The organism is Amaricoccus solimangrovi, from assembly GCF_006385685.1.
Lineage (GTDB): Bacteria > Pseudomonadota > Alphaproteobacteria > Rhodobacterales > Rhodobacteraceae > Amaricoccus > Amaricoccus solimangrovi.
Window position 1 is genome coordinate 53,370 of the sequence record NZ_VFRP01000020.1, and the last position, 19,426, is coordinate 72,795.

Annotated in this window: 18 protein-coding genes; 4 read left to right on the forward strand and 14 right to left on the reverse strand. The window is 51.2% G+C overall.

Annotated elements, in window-relative coordinates; genetic code table 11:
* Window positions 1–321: 321 nt before the first annotated feature.
* The 4 genes from FJM51_RS26270 to FJM51_RS26285 are packed head-to-tail and all read left to right on the forward strand — an operon-like array spanning window position 322 to window position 2,859.
* Entirely contained in the window at window positions 322–777 is a 456-nt protein-coding gene (locus FJM51_RS26270) for a LexA family protein (protein ID WP_140455338.1), read from the forward strand.
* On the forward strand, window positions 774–2,042 hold the full coding sequence (locus tag FJM51_RS26275) for a Y-family DNA polymerase (RefSeq protein WP_140455339.1): 1,269 nt from the start codon (window positions 774–776) through the stop codon (window positions 2,040–2,042). The genes FJM51_RS26270 and FJM51_RS26275 overlap by 4 nt, the downstream gene beginning before the upstream one ends.
* A gap of 23 nt (window positions 2,043–2,065) precedes the next feature.
* Window positions 2,066–2,452 (forward strand): hypothetical protein, encoded by a 387-nt coding sequence (locus tag FJM51_RS26280; protein WP_140455340.1) that lies wholly within the window; start codon window positions 2,066–2,068, stop codon window positions 2,450–2,452.
* Between the two features lie 44 nt (window positions 2,453–2,496).
* On the forward strand, window positions 2,497–2,859 hold the full coding sequence (locus tag FJM51_RS26285; protein WP_140455341.1) for a hypothetical protein: 363 nt from the start codon (window positions 2,497–2,499) through the stop codon (window positions 2,857–2,859).
* 107 nt (window positions 2,860–2,966) lie between these two features.
* On the opposite strand, the gene FJM51_RS26290 is transcribed toward FJM51_RS26285, so the two are convergent.
* The 14 genes from FJM51_RS26290 to FJM51_RS26355 form a co-directional block, all read right to left on the reverse strand.
* On the reverse strand, window positions 2,967–3,410 hold the full coding sequence (locus tag FJM51_RS26290; protein ID WP_140455342.1) for a beta-barrel fold lipoprotein: 444 nt from the start codon (window positions 3,408–3,410) through the stop codon (window positions 2,967–2,969).
* 133 nt (window positions 3,411–3,543) lie between these two features.
* Window positions 3,544–4,611, reverse strand: coding sequence for a DUF3991 domain-containing protein (locus tag FJM51_RS26295; protein ID WP_181164603.1), 1,068 nt, complete (start codon window positions 4,609–4,611; stop codon window positions 3,544–3,546).
* A 34-nt stretch (window positions 4,612–4,645) separates the two neighbouring features.
* On the reverse strand, window positions 4,646–5,278 hold the full coding sequence (locus tag FJM51_RS26300; protein ID WP_140455344.1) for a DUF4099 domain-containing protein: 633 nt from the start codon (window positions 5,276–5,278) through the stop codon (window positions 4,646–4,648).
* Between the two features lie 289 nt (window positions 5,279–5,567).
* On the reverse strand, window positions 5,568–5,981 hold the full coding sequence (locus FJM51_RS26305) for an EamA family transporter (protein ID WP_140455345.1): 414 nt from the start codon (window positions 5,979–5,981) through the stop codon (window positions 5,568–5,570).
* A 47-nt stretch (window positions 5,982–6,028) separates the two neighbouring features.
* A complete protein-coding gene (locus FJM51_RS26310) occupies window positions 6,029–9,091 on the reverse strand; it encodes an efflux RND transporter permease subunit (RefSeq protein WP_210240323.1) in 3,063 nt (1,020 codons plus the stop codon).
* Complete coding sequence (locus FJM51_RS26315; protein ID WP_140455346.1) at window positions 9,088–10,263, reverse strand: efflux RND transporter periplasmic adaptor subunit; 1,176 nt, start codon at window positions 10,261–10,263, stop codon at window positions 9,088–9,090. Before FJM51_RS26315 ends, FJM51_RS26310 begins: the two co-directional genes overlap by 4 nt.
* Before the next feature lie 2 nt (window positions 10,264–10,265).
* A complete protein-coding gene (locus FJM51_RS26320; RefSeq protein ID WP_140455347.1) occupies window positions 10,266–11,027 on the reverse strand; it encodes a TolC family protein in 762 nt (253 codons plus the stop codon).
* Window positions 11,028–11,054: 27 nt separating this feature from the next.
* Window positions 11,055–11,597: a TolC family protein gene (locus FJM51_RS26325; RefSeq protein ID WP_140455348.1), complete on the reverse strand. Its 543-nt coding sequence runs from the start codon at window positions 11,595–11,597 to the stop codon at window positions 11,055–11,057.
* 262 nt (window positions 11,598–11,859) lie between these two features.
* On the reverse strand, window positions 11,860–13,545 hold the full coding sequence (locus FJM51_RS26330) for an ArnT family glycosyltransferase (protein WP_140455349.1): 1,686 nt from the start codon (window positions 13,543–13,545) through the stop codon (window positions 11,860–11,862).
* A gap of 10 nt (window positions 13,546–13,555) precedes the next feature.
* Entirely contained in the window at window positions 13,556–15,235 is a 1,680-nt protein-coding gene (locus FJM51_RS26335) for an ArnT family glycosyltransferase (protein ID WP_233713167.1), read from the reverse strand.
* The gene (locus FJM51_RS26340; RefSeq protein WP_025609229.1) at window positions 15,192–15,851 is read right to left on the reverse strand and encodes a lipid-A-disaccharide synthase N-terminal domain-containing protein; all 660 of its coding nucleotides are present in this window, start codon (window positions 15,849–15,851) and stop codon (window positions 15,192–15,194) included. The genes FJM51_RS26335 and FJM51_RS26340 overlap by 44 nt, the downstream gene beginning before the upstream one ends.
* On the reverse strand, window positions 15,838–16,581 hold the full coding sequence (locus FJM51_RS26345) for a glycosyltransferase (protein WP_140455351.1): 744 nt from the start codon (window positions 16,579–16,581) through the stop codon (window positions 15,838–15,840). Before FJM51_RS26345 ends, FJM51_RS26340 begins: the two co-directional genes overlap by 14 nt.
* A gap of 69 nt (window positions 16,582–16,650) precedes the next feature.
* Entirely contained in the window at window positions 16,651–17,712 is a 1,062-nt protein-coding gene (locus FJM51_RS26350) for an NAD-dependent epimerase/dehydratase family protein (protein ID WP_140455352.1), read from the reverse strand.
* 128 nt (window positions 17,713–17,840) lie between these two features.
* The gene (locus FJM51_RS26355) at window positions 17,841–19,370 is read right to left on the reverse strand and encodes a hypothetical protein (RefSeq protein WP_140455353.1); all 1,530 of its coding nucleotides are present in this window, start codon (window positions 19,368–19,370) and stop codon (window positions 17,841–17,843) included.
* Between the last annotated feature and the right edge of the window lie 56 nt (window positions 19,371–19,426).

The following is a 19,426-nucleotide window of genomic DNA, read 5'->3' on the forward strand; positions in this document are numbered from 1 at the left end:
GCATTGTTAAGCGGGCAAGGAAGACTTTTAAGGATGAGAACGAACTGCTGCCCTCATCTTTGAGATTACTTTGGCTACCTAAATCACACCTGTTTAACATAAGGTAAATTATAAGACTATGTATATATAACTATCATCTATTATAAAACAATCCTTAATTATGGCAATATATTGGTTGACAATCCTATACAATAGGAACACTTGAAGATTGAGAAATAATAAGGCGTTATAAATACTAAATATTTTAGCTTTCATATTTTATAAAGTTAAAATATTTCTCTAAAGTTGCGTAATAGCTAATATTTTTAGCACACATGCAACATGAATACAAAGATATTATTACCCTCAGAAACAGTAAGCTTTATTCTGCTAGGTCGTGACACAGAAACAAAGCACCCGCTCTTCGCGGCACGTGTCCCTGCTGGCTTTCCCAGTCCGGCAGAAGAGCACATTGAGGACAGAATTAGTCTATCATCTTATTTAAATGGACATCCCGACGCTACTTTTTACGTGCAGCTAGAGGGGGATTCTATGATAGACTACAACCTGCTGGAGGGCGACCTGCTCGTCGTAGACCGTTCACTGCACGTGCGCAGCGGCGACATCGTGCTGGCCAATGTCAACAGCGAATATACAGTAAAGAAGCTGGAGATAACAGAAACTGGAGTCCGGCTTCTCCCCGGCAATAAAAAGTACAACCCTGTAGAGATCACGGAGGATTTGGAGTTTTTGGTCTGGGGCGTAGTGCGGGGTGTAGCCAGGAGGATACGCCAATGACTAATTTGTTTGCCCTTGTAGACTGCAATAACTTTTACTGCTCTGTGATGCGCGTCTTTCACCCCGAGCTAAACAATGTGCCTGTGGTAGTGCTTTCTAACAACGACGGCTCGATCATCGCTAGAAGCAATGAGGCCAAAGCACTGGGCCTGCAGATGGGGCAGCCCTTTTTCGAAGCCAAGTCAACTATAGACAAATATAATGTAGTCTACTTTAGCTCTAACTATACGCTTATAGGTGATATGTCTGCCAGGGTGCACAGTACCTTGGCCCGCTTCACTCCCAATATGGAGATTTACTCCATTGACGAGGCTTTTTTGGACCTAGGTGGCTTTAAAGGAATAGATATACCGGATTATGCACGCACCATCCGAAACACCGTCAAAAAGTGGATAGGCATACCCGTCAGTATAGGTGTCGCGCCCACGAAAACCCTGGCGAAGCTTGCGAACCGGATTGCCAAAAAGTCTGAGAAGGCCAACGGTGTGCTGGTGCTGACGGAAGCTAAGCATTTGGAGGTAGCACTAAAAAGAACCGACGTCGGTGACGTATGGGGCATTGGCTCCCGCTATGCCACAAAACTCCACAGCTTCGGCATAAACAATGCCTGGCAGCTAGCCAATGTCACGGATGCTTTTGCTAAAAAACATTTAACGGTGGTGGGGCTGCGGCTGGTGAAAGAGTTGCGTGGGGAGCCATGCACTGACTTAGAGATCGAGCCTCCGGCAAAAAAAGGGATCTGCTCCTCTCGCTCATTCGGGCAACCAGTAACCTCGCTCAACGACCTAAAGGAAGCAGTGGCTATCTACGCCTCCCGATGCGCCTACAAGCTACGGCAGCAAAAAAGCGCTTGCCGCGTGGTAACCGTGTTCATTCATACCAATCCATTCCGGGAACAGGAGCCGCAATACTACAACACCAAAACCATCTACCTGCCCGTTTCTTCCTCCTCCACTATAGAATTAGTTCAGTACGCTACCATGGCACTGGAACACATCTACCGGGACGGGTTTGTCTACAAGAAAGCCGGCGTGTACATCACGGAGATTGGACCGGCAGACGGCGCACAGATGAATATCTTTGACAGGGTGGATCGGAGTAAGCATGCAAGCCTCATGCTCACGTTGGATCAACTTAACAGGTCTATGGGAAAGGGCACGGTAAAGGTAGCTGCTGAGGGGGTGAGCCATATTTGGGAGCCTAAAGCTGAATTCTCTCCTCCATGCTACACCACAAGAATAGAAGATGTCCTGAAAGTGCGATAACGCTCCAGCAAAGGATAGCTATCTTGTATATCAAATTAGATGTGCTAAATTCGATAATGGTTAAACTTAAAATGTACATGAAATTTAAAGAGGCAATAAAATTTATAGAATGGAATAAAGACAAAGCAGCAGTCGCAGTGAATAAAGAACAGATGGAAATTTTCATTCTTGATGTCTTTGTAGATGATCTTGAGTCTGATACTAGTGTTGAGGATATACCTGTGTCTGTTTCTTATGAGCAAGATTTAGGGCCTGGTGCTGGTTCAGAAGACTTCTATGAAATCTCAGAATGCCTGGAGGAGCATCCTCATGTAGAAGCCTTAAAATTCTTTATCGTTGACAAAGAGCTTGCCGATAGTATCCGAGGGCATGAGTTTTGGTATCAGCTTGAGGCGCTGGGGCTTCAATAGAAACTTGAAATGGGTGGATTTAATTAACAAAGGAAGGAAACCAAATGATAAAGATAAAACATCCCGTAGAGGAGTGTAATGCAAGTCAGGAAAAATTTATGGCCACCTGTCCTAGCGAGGAGCGCCGCTTTCACGAGCTGACATTTACGGTAGGTAATATTTCTTATCGTTACCACCACGAAGCTAAGGACTATTCTCCTAATATGATTGATTATCAGGAATGGCTTGAGGGTCTGCCCGATAATGTGCGCAAAGGAATGGAAGAACAAGGTTTCGAGAATTGTAAAAGCATACTATCATTCACACGCTATGTAATGGAAAAAAATGATGTGGGAATGGAGGAGTATATTCGCCTTAATATGGACCCGCAGGACTACGAAGAGTACCTAAAAATAGCGAAAGGCTAGGTGTAATAAGTTAAATACTTTCCTTATTTGATGTTGGCGCTGAAGTTCGCTTCATGCTTAACATCTTTTATCTGCTAGAGTATTAAAGGGATACCTAAAATCTTACCTTAGTCATTGGCCTTATAATTCAGGTATTCATTTTTCTCTCCTGAAGCCTCATTGTAATTAAAAGTCTTCTCATCAATCTGCTTACCGTTCTTGTAAATAACAAAGCGCATCTGCATGGAAGCAGGACCATCCTCTACGGCACTAAACTCATTGGCAGCATGAATGGTAAGTTCCCTTACATTATCCGCTTCAAAAGAATAGGACGTCTCCGAAAGGTTGCCGTCAAATAACACGGGCGGCATAGCTTCGCCAGTACCCCTCACTTTGAAATCGCCACCTCCAATAGTAATAATCTTAATGAATTTCTCATAATCCCCAGACTGGCTGTAATCGACCCGATAGGTAGCAGTATCAGGCAGGACCGGGCCCTCGCCTTGGTCATCACAACCAGCAAAAAATAGAACCATGCATAACAGAAGGGAGAAGATAGATAGCTTTTTCATAGCCTAAAAATTAAATGGTTTATAGTTAGGTGAAAAATGTTTTCTACAGAGACGTAATTAACCGCAACAGCCAGGCGAGACACAGAAACTGCATTTCATCTCCTAAAGTCTGACTCCTATACTAGATTCCAGATCATAACTTCACTTTCATAGGGATACGATTTTCCTGGTCGTTTTTGGGATGTATGATGTCGTTATAGTCTTTATGGCCAAGGGGCTTATGCACCTGAAGTCCGGAACGAATACCGGAGTTCTTCTCAAAGGCAAAAAGGCTCAGCTTGTCTACAGGAATATCAAATTTCTTTTCATCCAAGCTGAAGGTAATACTGTCGGCATTCTTTGTAAAGGTGTAGGGCTTACCTGCTATCGCCGTGGCCAGATAGATATCATAGATCTTTCCCTGGTAATCGTTATCGAAAATGGTATGCTTTTGAGCATGCGGCCACGCCTGCAGGGAAAGCTCCACCTGCATTCTCGACATTCCCCCGCCAAACGAGACGAACACTGAGTTGCTGAAGTCCCGCTTATCCTTCTCCAGCTGATAGAAGCTCATGGCATCTATAGGGTTCTCCGCAAAGTAGACATGGCGTGTAAGAACCGGATTCTGCGCAAAGTCGGCTACCCAGACACCGTGCTTGCGGTCGCTGCCCGCTGCCACGCCCTTAAAGCCATAATTTCTAAGGTCGTAGCCTATCGTTTCGCCGCTAGCTGGCCTTTGCAGCGGGAAGGCGATATTGGTGTAGGCGTTATCCTTCTCTGCGTCCCGTACCAGCCTAATATAAGGCAGGAACAGCTGCACCGTCTCGTTAGAGAGACCACGTTCCTTGATCAGGTAATGCAGCTTAAAAACAGAGGCCTCGGATTCGACAAACCTGCTTTGATCAAAAGGCTTTGCTTCCGTAACGGCGTAGGCAGAAGCTTTGGGTTGAGAGGCATAAGCATATTTAGACAGCACCTTATTGATTCCGTCGATCTCATTGCGAAAACTTCCCTGGAAGCGGTGCAGCCGGTTGGCCACAAAATCTATCACCGACCCCTTGTCGTTGCTTCCATCCCGGTTGAAGTACATCTGCCGGGAGCTGTCGCCTGGGTTGTTGATAATGATTCTGTCTCCGTCAGGGTGCTTGAACTCAGGGCTCTTTCTCCCCTTCAAGGGATCGAATACATAGCCTAGCGATTCGGCGACCTGAATGATCGACACCTGCTCTCTGTATTCCTGAAAGGTCATAGGCAAGTTAACGTTTGATAGACATAACAGGGGTTTCCTTCACTGCCAAGGTGTGGCTTTCTTTAACTGAGACCTGTCCCTCCACTATCTTTAGTCCTTTAGGATCATTCAGATCCAGGCGGGCCGAGATCAGCTGATCCTTTGCTTTGGAATAAAGCTCCAGAGTACCTCCTTGCCGCAGGTGCTCTTTCTGATCAGTACTCAAAACTATATCCTTGATAGCACTGGGCACTTGGATATCCCGCACCCTCACCCTTAGAATCTCGTTGGTCTCCTTATCCAGCTGGAAAACATACAGCTCTTTCTCCCCATTAAGCGATTTAAATGGCTTTACCAGTAACTCCCCGTTTTGCAGTTTCTCCAACTCCTGCTTACTGGCGCCAATCTCATTCTGTATCTCCCTCCGTATGGGGTGGATCAGCAGTGATAGAGTGCTGTCTGGATTCATCTTCAGGCTCAATTTTGCATCCACGGTAAGGGGTTCCAGACTGGCGTCCTTGATAGTAAAGGTATTCAGGCTCGTGCGCCTGCCCGTCAACAGGCTAACCAAATCCTCAGACTTCATGGAGAGTACGTCTTTCTTATTCATTCCAAGACGCTCAAACTGACCATAAGGCAGATCTTTAATATCGAAGTTCATAATTTATTCAGATCATGGATATGCTTTTTTAAAAATACGTTAAAACAATGTACAGGTATATAAAATATAGCAATTTAAAATTATTCTATGCAAATTTTGTATAAAATATGTATTTTTATAAAAAATTTATATAATTATATAAAATTCATGTTATTTCAAAGTGTAGATGTTTTTACACGAATTTATACTTTTAACCTAACGAGTACTTGAGCAAGACGCTCTGGGAGTTCGAAACGAATGGTTTAATAAGTGCGGAAGCTCCAAAAATATGACTTAGATATGAAGTTGATTAAATTATAATCACAATAGCACCTGCCGTGATAAATGTGGCCCCCAATATGACCTTTGGCTCAATAGGTTCGTTCAGAAATAGGAAAGCCATACCAATGGCAATGGCTACACTTAGCTTATCGATGGGCGCTACTTTGGATACGTCACCGGTTTCGAGCGCTTTAAAGTAGAATATCCACGACAGGCCGGTGGCAATTCCCGAGAGTATAAGGAAAAGAAGGTTTGTCCGGTTCAGTTCTTTTATAGCTTTCAGATCTCCCGTTGCCGCTACTATCCCCCAGGCTACGATCAGAACAACTACCGTGCGGATAGCTGTGGCAGCGTTTCCGTCAATTCCTTTCACGCCGACTTTGGCAAGTATGGCAGTAAGGGCTGCAAAAAAGGCCGATAGCAAGGCATAGTATTTCCACATGGCGATTTAGTTAGTACAGGTACGCAAACAACTTATAATTGAGGCCGCTATTTCCGGCCCCAATGGAAGTATAACGCAGGCATAAACAGCAGGTTAAGGATGGCGGAGGTCAGGATCCCACCCACAATCACCACGGCCATCGGGAACTCGATCTCCTGCCCGGAACGGTTACCGGTAAGTATAATCGGCATCAATGCCAGTACCGAAGTCAGCGCGGTCATGATGATGGGCATGATGCGCTCCTGTGCTCCCTGCAAAATCAGTTCCTCGCCAAACGGCATGTCTTCTTTCAGCTCCAGGTGGCGGTAATGGCTGATGAGCATAATGGTGTTTCGGGCCGCAATGCCTAGCACCGTTACAAAGCCCACAATCGAGCCCAGCGACAAAACGGCTCCGCTCAGCAGAACCGAGATAACGCAACCGGTAAGCGCAAACAATAAACTGCCCATCACCAGCCCGGCCAACCTGAATGATTTAAAATCGGCATACAGCACCAGGAAGACACCGATCAGGGAAATAAGCGAAATGCTGAGAATGGTGTTCGAGGATTCGCGCTGCTCGGCGTACTCGCCCAGCAGCTCGGGGTGGTAGCCCTGCTCAAAATCCATTGTTGCAATCTTCGCTTCAATGTCGCGGGCCACGCTGCCTAGGTCGCGGCCTTTCACGTTGCAGGTCACGTCTATTTTGCGGGAGGAGTTCTCGCGGGTAATCTCGTTGGGCGCCGGCACTATTTGGATGTCTGCCAAATCGCGCAGCGGCAGCTTTGCCCCGTTCGGCACATCCACCAGTAAATTTCTAAAGGCGTTTATATCGTTGCGGATAGCGGCTTCGCCCCATACTACCACATCAAATACCTTTTGCTCCTGGTATACTTCACCCACCTTGGTTCCCCGCATCAGGGTAGACACCGCACGGGTTACATCGCCCGGCGACATGCCAAACTGCAGCGCGGCGGCAGGCTTGAATCTCACCTGTATCTGGGGCACCAGCGTTTGCTGCTGCACTTTCAGGTCCACTACGCCATCAATGCCCTGTACCTCGTTGCCTATCTCGGTGGCTTTGGCATACAATTTATCCAGGTCCGGGCCGTAGAGGCGCACCACGATGGAAGCGCTGGTGCCCGTGAGCACCTCTTTGATGCGCTCACGAAGGTAGGTAAGCACATCCCGGAACAAACCGGGGTAGCCATCGATGGTATGCTGAATCTCGGCCACGGTGGCATCATAGTCCGGCACGTTCGGGTCCACACTGATCCAGAGTTCCGTGAAGTTAGGCCCCACTACCTCGTCGGCTACCTCGGCGCGGCCAATATGCGCCCCAAAGTTCCGTACGCCCTCTATCGCCCTGAGGTCCTTGCTCACCTTCACGGTAATGCGCTTCATGGCCTCCAGCGAGGTACCCGGCTTTTCTACCCAGTGCATCAGGAAATCATACTCTTTGAAATGCGGCAGAAACTCCTCTCCCAGAAATGGCACCACCATCGCAGAGGCACCTAACGTAATGGCCAGCGTAGCGACAATACGCTTCGGATGCGCCAGCACGGCCGGTAGGAAGTTTCTATACTTTGTCTTGAGCCATTTGGCGGCAGGCGGCTCTTTTTCTCGCAGCGGTGCATTAGGCAGCAGCAGCAAAGAAAGCGCTGGGGTAAGGGTCAGGGCGATCAGCAGCGACACAAGTATCGCCACGATGTAGGACAGTGCCAGCGGCTGAAAGAAGGAGCCTGCCAGTCCCGGCAGCATAAACACCGGCAGCAGCACCAGCGCCACAATCATACTTCCGTAGATCACCGCACTCCGCACCTCCAATGAGGCATCCAACACTACTTTAAAAGCCGACTCCGGTGCGGCAGACATCCTGTTCAGGCGCAACCTGCGGGCAATATTCTCTACATCGATGATGGCATCGTCCACGACCTCACCCAGCGCAATGATGAGCCCAGCCAGCACCATGGTATCCAGTGTTTTGCCGGTATAATGCAGCACCAATGCAGCACCTACCAAGGAACAGGGCAGCGCCGTTACGCTGATAAGGGCCGTGCGCCAGTCGTAGAGGAAAAAGGCCAACACCAACACCACCAGCAGGCAGCCGAGCAGTAACGCGGCATTCAAATGCGCTAGAGACATTTCGATAAAGCTGGCAGGTCGGAAAATAGTGGAGTCCAGTTCCATATCAGGCAGGCCGGGCTTCATGGCTTCCAGCGCAGCCTCTACGCTGTGGGTAACTTCCAGCGTGTTGGCACCCGGCTGTTTCTCCACGATTAGCAGCAGGCCAGGCCCGTCGTTGATGATGGCATCGCCAATGGGCGGCTGGTTGCCGATGGTAATATCCGCCACATCGCCTAGACGGATGATGTTTCCGCCTTTAGTAGAGACAGGCACGCGCGCCAGTTCCGACACCTCGTTTATACTTTGGGTATTGGCGATGGCCAGGCGCTGGTTAGGCGTATCCATGAAGCCGCCGCCGGCCAGTTGCAGCGCCCCCGATGCCGCCTGCTGCACTTCGGCCATCGTAATATTATGAAGCCGCAGCCGCTCTGGATTTATCAGAATCTGGTATTGCTTGTCGCGCTGGCCCCAGATGGCCACGTTGGCCACACCGGGAATGGCCATCAGGCGCGGCCGCACATTCCAGCGGATAAGGGTGGTCATCTCCATCTGCGAGAGCTTCTCCGAGGAAACGCCCACTTTCAGAATGCGGCTGGTAGAAGACAAAGGCGAGAGCATCACGGGTGGGCGGGCCACTGCCGGAAGGGTAACCGCTACACGAGAAAGGCGCTCCTGCACATGTTGCCGCGCCTCCATCACATCAACCCCCTTCTCAAAGTACAGTACTACAGACGAGAGCCCCAGCACCGATTTGGAGCGCAGTTTCTGCATTTGCGGCGTGCCGTTCAGGGCATTTTCCAGGGGTATGGTTACCAGCGCTTCCACCTCCGGCGTAGACAAGCCGGGCGCTTCGGTCTGCACCTCCACATAGGGCGGCGCAAACTCCGGGAATACATCCATGGGCGTATTGCTGAGCCTGTTATACCCTACATACAGCAGCACAAACATCAGCGATACCACAATCACGCGGAGCTGCAGGGACGTGGAAACCAGCCAGCGCATCATTTGCCACCTCCAAACTCGGTTCCGAACAGCTCAGCCGCGCCATCGGTTACCACTCTCATACCTGCCTCCACACCCTTAGAGATAACGGCCTGCTGCCTAAGTATGGATTGTACCTGTACACGCTGCCTTTGGTATACCTGCGGACCGGTTTGGACATATACCCATTCCCCTCCGTTTATATCATACACAATGGCGGCGTAGGGCACCACCATACCATCCGCTTTCCCCTTGGTTGGCAGAGATACCATCACCTTTTGACCGGGGTAAAATGATTTGTCTGTGTTTTTGATTTCGTAGAAAATATCGGTTAGGGCCGCTGTGGAACCGCTGGCCACGGGCGTGGACACGGGCATGGCCTCGCTAACCGCCTGTCTTCCAGTCGCTGCAAGGGTGCGCACCTGTGCCGGTTGGTTTAGGTTGATTCTCTCCAGGTCGCCCATGTATACCGGTACCCGTACCCAAACCGGGTTCAGGCCCGCAATATCCAATAAGGGGGCGCCAGCGGCCACTGTTTGGGACTGCCCCGCATAGACCCGCTGTATCACACCATCCAGCGGCGCTTTGATGACGAATACCGATTGGTTAGCGGATTGCCCGGTGCCGCCCTGCAGCAGCTCCCGCTTGCCAACGGCATCCTGGTAGGCTTTCTGTGCCATGGCCAGCTCGGCCTCAGCCTCTTGTTTCGCCCGCTCGCTTACAGCTCCGTCTTTCAGCAATTGCCGCATGCGATTGGCTTTGTTGCGGGCCGTTTCCAGCTGCACCCGGCGCATCTCAAGCTCCTGGTTATTATTGGCAAGGTCGCCTTCCGCGGGAAGTATGGTGAGGCGGTATAACACCTCGCCCTTCTTTACCGTGCGGCCGGTTTGGGGTATTGGGCTGCCTTTCTGCAAAGCCAGTATGCCTTTCATGGGGGCGGTAATAGAAGCGGCCTGCCCAGGCTCGGCTTGCACATCGCCACCCATTTCCAATGTGCCCGTCACCTCCTGACTGCCCACCGTAACCGTCCGGATGCCGAGGTTTTTCTCCGCTTCCGGGGTGAGCGTAACCGTAGTCAGTGCGGATTCTTTTACCGGTGAAGATACCGCTGCAGCCGCTTTTTTCTCTGCTTCGGGCGCTTTACTGCAAGCGAAAAGCAGGCAGGGCAGCAGTATAAATTGTGGCGTATATCTCATAATCAGAGCATTTGTCGTCCTAAAGCATAATTCAGTTGCACGGCGGCGCGGCGCAGGGCGGCGTCGGCATCCACTATCCGCAGCTGCACGTCGGTTACCTGCAGCACCGTCTGGAGGTAGAAAAAATAGGAGATCTCCCCAGCTTCAAAAGCCTTCCGCGCCTGGTCAGCCGTGTTGAGTATGGGTTGCCTGTTCAGCTGCCACAGGTCGGCAGTTTGCCGGGCGGCCTGGTACTGGGCCAGCGCCTCCTGTACTTCCAGTTGCACCTGTCGTTTCGCCTCCACATACAGGTAGGCGGCCTGCTCCATTTCGGCGCGGGCACGCATAATGCGGCCCCGGTTGAAGTTGAACACAGGGAGGGGCATCTGGAATCCCGGCCCCAGCGCCAGCTTGCCGTCATGCTCCCGCCGCGCGTTCAGTATCCCGATAAAACTGATCACCTTGGCTTTCTCCCAGCCTAAACTTTTGGCTTTCGACTCAATGGCAAGGGCAGCGGCGCGCACTTCAGGCCGTGCGCTTAAGGCTACCGGCATCAGTTCACTTAGCTGCATTCTTGGATACGTTGAGGCAGGTAAGGGCTGTAATTGCATGCTGTTGATACTATCTACCCCCATGAGGTAGTATAATCGGGCTTTACGGAGTTGCTCCTGCATGGCAAACTGCAGCCGGTCATCAAAAGCACGTAGAGAATCGGCGTTGGCAATAGCGGATTCCATTTGGCTGAGGTCGCCGGCCAGGTAGCTTTTGCGGGTAATGCTGGCCATTTCGCTGCGTAAGCGGCTACTCTCGGCTCATACCACAGCACGCTGCTGCGCAAAGGTATACTCTATATAGGCCAGGCTCACGTCCCGGATCAGCCGCAGCCCCAGCGCCACCAGGTTTTCGGCGGTGCGCTCCGTTTCGAGGCGGCTGGCTTTTATACGATTGGGCCGCTGCCAGAGCACATCCATCGAAAAGTTAAGCGTGCCTTTCAGCACATCGGTGCCCGTCGGGAAGATAACATTGAGCAGCGGGTTGGGCAACTGCCCGGCATCGATAAGGTCGGCCTGGGCAATGGAAATATTCATTAAATCTGCCTGAAACTGCGCGTTGTTGAACAAGGCCGTGGAAACTGCCTCAGCCTGCGAAAGGCCATCCTGCATGTTCACCGTTTGGGGTAGGGTGAGTTGACCGGGCGCAGTGGGTTGCCCAACATTGAAGCTGGCTTGCGCTTCAATGTTCTGGTTGATGTAGGTCCTGTCGAACTCAGAGGTACTCACGCAGCCGCTTAGCAACAGAGACAGACTTATCCAGCGTGCCGCTTTATTATACCTTTTACCTTTTGGCCCATACATACATTTCCTTTATTTTGTACCTCCTGTTATATTAGGGATCGATTTAAGGGATTGCACATCTCACCCCTAAATGCCTCAGCAGTTTTATGAACACCTGACCGCAAAACACAATAAAGCTCCTCAATTTGTAGTAATTCTGGAGTTCAGAAGATTACCCACTTAATAGTAATCATACTACCCAAATAATGACGCCGCATAGTTGGCTTTATAGGCAAGCCTCTTTACTTCCCTTGTTTTTTATGCTAAGCTTAGGGTATACTATTCAATTCGATGGCTTTTTTACACTTAGCACATAAATGTGGTACACCTCTTCAGGATTGTTCCTGTTAACATGGTAGGTATCCACTTTATTGACAAACACCGTGGTGTCGGCCATATGTGCCTGGGTAAGCGTTACCGGTGAAAAAACCACGGCAGGAAGCTCGTTGGGTAGTTGGAGTCGCTGGTTTTGGATGCGGAGTGTGTCCACCTGCTTACCTACCTCCCAGAGGTGTACGATCGGTAAACCATCAACCGCATAGAAGGGGTAACTGCTAACTTCCTTTTCATGCCTGACATGAACAAGGCTCCTGTAACTGCCGACCGGGTGCCTGATTTTCTCATAAAGCGGAAAGCCCGACACCAGCACAAGGCAGTTGAGCAGCAGGACAGTAACAATAGCGAGTGCAGCCGTCTGTTTCAGCAGGGCAAACAAGAGGGATGAAGCAAGTATAAGACTGCTTACAGTGAGGCAGAGTTGATACGATAAGGTGATGATGCCGGTTTGATACGCGAGTATGTATGCTGCGACCGGAAATCCAATGGCTGCCACAAGCATCAGGCCTGTGTTAAATAACAAAAGGCGTTTAGCCCAATTGTCCTTTACGCTTCGCCAAACGCCGGACAAAAGGTAGCGCACATACCCACCCGTAAGCAAGGCCATCGGAACGATCGCAGGCAGCAGGTAACGCTCTTTTTTCTCGGGGATGACAGATAGAAGCAGCACGGCAACCGCCAACCATACTAGTATAAACGTGTAACTGCCTACATACCTATTGATGCGTTTACGGGCGTAAGGCACAGACAGGGCGGCTAGCGTAAATAATGCCCAGGCGCCGGTTTGAGACCAAAACCCCCAGTAATACCAGAACGGCTTTACGTGCCTGTTCACCCAGGCTGTGCTCTCGTTGGACACGTTTCTGGCGAGTGCCTCCGGCTCAACCATGAAAATAAAAACAGGCCAGGCTAAACTCAAAAGTAAGGCAACGCCAAAGGCTAGTCCAAGTTCTTCCCGCTTCAACCAAAAATCACCTCGACCGAAACAATAGAGGTAGCTCACTAAAAAAGGAAGCAGCATGGCATAAAATGCCACGGGCCCTTTGCTCAGAAAGGAGCAGCCCATCAGCAGGCCGCAAAGGGCGAACGTGCCATAACTGCCCCCCTCTTTTCGCAGCCCCTTTACCAGAAGCCAGAGCGCACCCAGCATGAAACTATGGCAGTACACATCCCAGGAGCCTTCACGCCCAATGTTAAACAGCCCGAGCGAACTGGCTAAAACCGCCGCCGCCAGAAAGGGAGTTAACTTATCGCGGGTCAACTGGCGCCCAAGAAAATAAAGGAAAAAAACCATAAGAGCCGACATGACGGCAGCCGGGAAACGCAGCGCCACCAGGTTTCCTATATCGCCGGCTGCTATGCCTGAAACCGCCGTCAGCCAGGTAGGGAGTGGCGGTTTGGCCAGTCGCACCTCTCCGTTCAGGGTGGGCACCAGCCAGTTCCCATCCTCCACCATTTCGCGGGCAGATATAAAATTCCGAGCCTCCATCAGGCCTGGCCCTGGCTTCCCCAGTTGGGGAAAATAGGTAAGCCCCACAAGTAGAAACAGCAACAGCAACTGTGTATGGGTATGCTGAAACCAGCGGCGGCTTACAGCCAAATTGCTTATCGAGAACTTAGCTTGCAGCGCCATGCCATGTGCTTTAATAGTACAAGACCCACTTCCCAACCTCCATGCTATGCTCAAAGCCCTCTTTCAGCCAGGATTTTTCTGCCGGCAACGCACCTTTCACAACCAACACGGTGTTGCCATTCAGTATGTGAGGCAGCCTGGCCAGATCCTCGGGCCTGCTTAGCTGCAACAAATTATCTCGCCATGCCTCGTCAGCTTCGAACTGTGTTTCCCGCTCCAGGCTTTTGTTGTCGTCGTGGATGGTGATAAGGCTCCGGTTAAGAGCAAATGCAAGGGAGGGAAGCAGCTGATCGTATACCACCACGTTTTTCCCTCGTATCCGCTCTTCCTTCAATACGCCTGCTAAGTTAGCGGTACTGTTTACCAAGCCAGGGTTAGCGCCCATCAGGTGTGTGGCATATAGCACCAAAAACACTGTGAATATCAAAGGCATAAACTGCAACCAAGTAAGCTCACCTGTCCTTCTCCGGCGCCAAATTATAAAAAGGCTGCCAAGGGTGAGCAAAGGGAAAGCAAGTACCCAAACCGGAAGATTTAAACCAAAAGGCAACAGGGGTGCCAAGGTTAATACCACAGCTAAGACTCCAAAGTAAGCAAAGAAGGCAATGAATACACGGCGCACCGCATGGGATGGCAACGTGTGCAGCACCCACGTTACCAGCAGGGCCAGACCGGAAAATAAAGGCAGGATGTAAAGAATGAGCTTGGAGCCTGAGAGGGAGAAAAACAGCAATGGCACCAGCAGCCAGCATATAAACAGGCGCCGCAACTGACCGGGCAGGGTTTTCAGCCTTCTCAGGTTGAGTAAAACAACGGCGGACCAGGGCAGGCTTAGTGCAGGGGCCAGCACCAGGTAAAACCACCACGGCTGGGAGCGGCCAAAGGTTGCCGGGTTTGCGTAGCGCTGCACCGTGTGCTTAAACAGGAAGTAATCCACAAACTGCTTATCCTGCCACATCAGGTATCCATACCAGGAAGCACCCAGTATTAAAAATAATAGCAAAGCCGCCACATGGTGCGGAATGTTTGATTTGGAAGTGAAATGTCCCTGTGCCTTATAGCCAACTACCAGGAGTAGCGGGAAAATGAGCCCTACAGGCCCTTTCGTCAGAAAGGAGAGCGCCAGGGAAGTATAGAAAAGGTATAGCCAACCCGCTTTCGGGGCTACAGTATATCGGATCCATGCCCAGATCGCCAGCAGCTCAAACGTTGTCAGGAACGAGTCGGTGGTGAGGTTGCGTGCAGACAGGAGTACGGCCGGGATGGTAATGTAAATGACCATGGCTGTGAAAGCCATCCGTTTCTCTTTATACAGCTCAAGGGCAGTCTGGTACACCAGAAAAGCCTGCAGCACCAGCGATACCTGCAGAAAGAAGCGGGCACCGAACTCCTCTATGCCAAATAGGGCCATACCTGCCGCAGTGAGCATATAGGTGAGCGGGGGTTTATGGAAGTGCTGAATGCCCAGCAGCCGTGGGTGAAGCCAGTCCTTGCTTAGGAGCATTTCGCGGCTAATCTCAGCATAGCGGGCCTCGCTCGTCTCAAGCACGCCCCAGCCCCCCAGGTTATAGAGGAGCACCATGAGAAAGGCTGACAGTAATATCAAAGCTGCGTAGGTGCCGTACAGGTGTTCTTCTTTCAGCATATCAGGTGTGGTACGGACTGGTTTTCCGGGCTGACCGTTGTTCACGCAGCCCAAGTATAAAGTTCCGGCTGTAGGCCACTACTCCGAACATCTGCCCCAGGAAAAGCACCGGGTCCAGGCGAAGTACAGCGTAGGAGATGATCATGAGGCTGCCCACCAGACTAATGACCCAAAAACCGATTGGGATTACGGACTCCTGCACGCGCTCCGAATGCCACCACTGGTACACAAAGCGCAGCGTGAACACTACTTGCCCGGCTCCGCCCCAGGCAATGAGGGCACCCGAGATTTTACTGTGCTCCAGGATATAACTGAAGCTGTAAGTATCACTCCAGAGCAGCCAGCCAGTAGCGGCAAACGGGAACATCAATGCCCCCCACCGAAAAGGCCAGGCCAGCTCTTCCCACACGTTCTTGAGTTTAATGTTGCGCAGGTAGATAAAGTAAGAGACAAGCTGCCCACCCACGATCACGATGTCATTGCGGAGCGCCCCATAGGCCATCAGCAGCATGGAGGCGATTATACTAGTGGTCCAGAAGGAAGCGGGGGAAAGCACCCTGCCCGCTTTCTCGGATGTAATCCACTGGATGAGAATTCGCGCCGAGAACAGCGCCTGTGCCAGTAGCCCAACACCGTATATGGAGAGTTCAGATACGTCCATTCGTGACAGGCTGATTTTCGAACTCCTCGGCAATTTGGTACCGTATATAGCGCTTGCGCATCCACCTAAAGGCAAAGGTATCGTTCAGTGGGCCCCACAGGCGGTTGAACAGGTGGTATTTGGAGTAGCCGGCAAAGCGTTCGAAGTGCTGCACGGGCAACTGCTTCACCTTGCCGCCCTGCAGCTGTATGAGCGCGGGCAGGAAGCGGTGCATTCCGTCAAAGAAAGGAACGCGCTTGGCGTACGCGGCATCCACGATCTTGAGCGGGCAGCCGGTGTCCTGGATGCCGTCGTTGATCATATACCTCCGGAAGCCGTTGGCTATTTTAGAGGACATCTTCTTGACGAACGTATCCTTGCGCCTGGCCCGGATGCCGTTTACCATCTGGTACTCCGGCAGAAACTCGAAGAACAGCAGGAAATCCAAAGGAGAAGTCTGCAGGTCGGAGTCAATGTAGCCGATATAGGAGCTCTGTATATGGTCGATGCCTGCTTTTATGGCGGTGCTCAGCCCGCGGTTGCGGTCTAAAGAAATGAAACTGTAGCCGGGTCTGCTGGAGCAGATCTCGCGTATCTGGGGCAGGCTGCTGTCCGTGGAGCCGTCATTCACGAACAGCACCTGGGTGGGCATGGGCGATTGCCGTAGAAAGGCGTCCATGGCCTCGCAAAGCCGCATCAGGCAGCCTTCTTCGTTATAGACAGGTACGATAATGGTAAGCTCTTCTCTCATTTTATGTGTGTTGATGCTTATTTCTTTTAGGTTGCTGAACTTCCGGTCCCTGCTATCCCAGCACTTTTTTTAAGCTTTTGCATACTGATACTGCTCCTGGTAATAGGTCTTAAACCAATCTACAAAATGAGACAGCCCATCTTCCAGAGCAATGGAGGGTTTGAACCCTGTCGTGGCCGTCAACTCCTGGGTATCGGCAAAGGTGATGGGCACATCCCCTGGCTGCATGGGCTGCAGATCCAGCGTCCCTTTTTTGTGTAAGAGGCGCTCCAGTATGGCCACCATCTCCAGCAGGTGCTCTGGGCTGCTGTTGCCAATGTTGTATATCGTATACGGGGCTGTACTTCCAGCTGTGGTTCCGGCTTTTGGTGCCACAAACAGTAGGCGCACGATGCCTTCCACCACATCCGAAATAAAGGTAAAGTCGCGGTACATCTCCCCGTTGTTGAATATCCTGATTGGGGTGCCTTCCATAATAGCCCGGGCAAAGCTGAAATAAGCCATGTCCGGCCGGCCCCAGGGGCCATATACCGTAAAGAAGCGAAGCCCGGAGACAGGTAAATTATACAGGTGGGAATAACTATGGGCCATTACCTCATTCGCTTTCTTGGTGGCAGCGTAAAACGAAACAGGTAAGTTAGTGTTATGCTTCGTTGCAAACGGCACCTCTTGGTTGAGACCATAAACCGAACTGGAGGAGGCGAATAGAAAATGCTTAATTGGATATTTGCGGCATGCCTCCAGCAGATTGGCGAACCCCACCAGGTTACTGGCCACGTAGGACTGCGGGTGTTCTAAACTGTAGCGGACGCCCGCCTGTGCGGCCAGGTTTACTACGATGTCAAACTGCTGCTCCCGAAACAAGTCATTTAAGGCAGTCTCATCCACCAGGTCGAGTTGTATAAAATGCATTGCTTCATCCTCACAGCTGTGCACCAAGGTATTGTATTTGATCTGGGATTTGCTGAAGCCTTGAAGCGCCAGCCGGCCGTACTTCAGCGCAGGGTCATAATACTCGTTAAGTAAGTCTAAGCCAACAATGCTGCCACCAAGACTACGGAGCGCCAGCATCAGGTGATGCCCTATAAAGCCTGCGCTCCCCGTCACCAGAATTTTGTGCTTATGTCCCATCCACTATACCTTGTAAAGTCTAACTATTTCCAAATAGGGTTAAAAAATAAAAGAACGGCCAGATTCTGGAGAAAGTTTGGAGGAAAGAAGTGATGCTGCTATATGTAAAGCAGTCGGCTTAATAAAAATCAGTCAAGATAGTAGCGAAGCAGCCACCCTGCGGCATCAAACTTATTCGCTGGCACTTCATTATCAATGGTTAGCCTTGTATGTTTATCTAGATCATAGGTGTTTCTATACTGCGAGTCATTGACATAAACGGACTTCCCCAGCTTGCTCCCATTGCTTTGGACATGGTAAATATCCTCGCCAGCACCGCCCCAAACCTTCAGCTTGATGGCCGGCTGGTGCTCTCCCGTAACAAGGAAGTGGTCGTTGCCATCTAAGCCATAAAAGTCAATCTGCTTTGTTTCGTGTGAGAAAAAGGTGCGCTCCAGCAACAGTTTGTCAACCTTACCTTCCTTACTAGTCTTGTAAATCTTTACCTGTAGCTCGTCCGGGCTTACACTATGCAGCTCAAACCGCTCGTGCTTGTCACTCCCAACCAGGGTCACCTCCTGCATCAACTCTTTGTAATAAGCAGTGGCTATTTGCGGCAGCGCCTGCCTGCGCGCTTTTAGCTTGGCCATCAAGGGGCCGGCGGTTAAGCTGTATACAGTATCCGGCATAGCCCGGAAGGCCTGGTGGATCACTTCGTCTGTCAGGAGCAGCTGCACCGTGTCAGCCACCCGCAGCCAGTCCCGCTCTTCCAGCCTTACCAGTATCAGTTCGTCCAGGTTGCGGCCGCTCCTGTTCAACTTCACGACCTGGGCAGGGGAGATTTCCTCCCGGTAGGTCTGGAAGTGGGGCTTTAGTCCGAGACTGGTCAGTAGCCATGGGACGGGGCCGTCGTTGAGCTTGTAGAATACATTGTCGCGGTCGCGGGGAATGCCCCTATAGGTTTTGCCCTTCCCTTCGTCATACTCGGCCCAGCGCCAGTTATCCTCGTGCCGGCTCCAATCCCCAAGCAGCATGTCAAACAGGCGGCTGCGCAGGAAATGCATGGCGTCGATACGGGTGTCGTTGTCTTCCAGGCGATCTTTCAGCATATGGCGCGTATTTTCCACTTCCGGCGCATAACCCATGCCCGGCTCCCGGCGCTGGTTACCGGAAGGGTGTTTCTCCAGCAGCGCCATCATCCCGCCTACTTTATCCAGGTACTTCCCCAACCGAGGGTCATGGGGCACATACACCAGCTCCGGCTCCAGGTAATATATGCCTATGGCTTTGGCCATGGCTGGAATCGTAAGAGCCGCGTAGGGATGCGTGGCGGAGGTGGCATCCCGAACGATATCTGCCAGATAGGACTGCTGCCATTTTTGCGGCAAGGAGCTGGCCGGTTCCTTATCAATGGAGCGAAGCACATACTCGTTTCCTGCTGAATCGGCAAGGTGCAGGTTAATGGTTTGCCGGCTTCCGCCCATCTCCAAAGCGCTGAGCCCGCCTTTCGCTTTGCCCAGGTCGAGCACCTGTACTGGCACCGGTGTTGTCCAAGCCGTGCGGTAGTGTTTTCCATAGAGCCATTCATGCAAGCCGCTACGGGCATACCGCTTGCCTGCCGCCAGGGTGATCGTACTATCCGTAAAGTGCGGCGAAGCACTCGCAGGTGTAGCGACCAACGGCACTTGCTGCACCGTATGACTAAAGCGTGGGCCGCAACTCTGTAGGAGTAACC

Excerpts from the sequence above, each read along its gene's own strand:
- FJM51_RS26270 (WP_140455338.1), top strand. The coding sequence starts at position 322 with ATGAATACAAAGATATTATTACCCTCAGAAACAGTAAGCTTTATTCTG.
- FJM51_RS26275 (WP_140455339.1), top strand. The coding sequence starts at position 774 with ATGACTAATTTGTTTGCCCTTGTAGACTGCAATAACTTTTACTGCTCT.
- FJM51_RS26285 (WP_140455341.1), top strand. The coding sequence starts at position 2,497 with ATGATAAAGATAAAACATCCCGTAGAGGAGTGTAATGCAAGTCAGGAA.
- FJM51_RS26290 (WP_140455342.1), bottom strand. The coding sequence starts at position 3,410 with ATGAAAAAGCTATCTATCTTCTCCCTTCTGTTATGCATGGTTCTATTT.
- FJM51_RS26300 (WP_140455344.1), bottom strand. The coding sequence starts at position 5,278 with ATGAACTTCGATATTAAAGATCTGCCTTATGGTCAGTTTGAGCGTCTT.
- FJM51_RS26305 (WP_140455345.1), bottom strand. The coding sequence starts at position 5,981 with ATGTGGAAATACTATGCCTTGCTATCGGCCTTTTTTGCAGCCCTTACT.
- FJM51_RS26310 (WP_210240323.1), bottom strand. The coding sequence starts at position 9,091 with ATGATGCGCTGGCTGGTTTCCACGTCCCTGCAGCTCCGCGTGATTGTG.
- FJM51_RS26315 (WP_140455346.1), bottom strand. The coding sequence starts at position 10,263 with ATGAGATATACGCCACAATTTATACTGCTGCCCTGCCTGCTTTTCGCT.
- FJM51_RS26320 (WP_140455347.1), bottom strand. The coding sequence starts at position 11,027 with ATGGCCAGCATTACCCGCAAAAGCTACCTGGCCGGCGACCTCAGCCAA.
- FJM51_RS26325 (WP_140455348.1), bottom strand. The coding sequence starts at position 11,597 with ATGTATGGGCCAAAAGGTAAAAGGTATAATAAAGCGGCACGCTGGATA.
- FJM51_RS26330 (WP_140455349.1), bottom strand. The coding sequence starts at position 13,545 with ATGGCGCTGCAAGCTAAGTTCTCGATAAGCAATTTGGCTGTAAGCCGC.
- FJM51_RS26340 (WP_025609229.1), bottom strand. The coding sequence starts at position 15,851 with ATGGACGTATCTGAACTCTCCATATACGGTGTTGGGCTACTGGCACAG.
- FJM51_RS26345 (WP_140455351.1), bottom strand. The coding sequence starts at position 16,581 with ATGAGAGAAGAGCTTACCATTATCGTACCTGTCTATAACGAAGAAGGC.
- FJM51_RS26350 (WP_140455352.1), bottom strand. The coding sequence starts at position 17,712 with ATGGGACATAAGCACAAAATTCTGGTGACGGGGAGCGCAGGCTTTATA.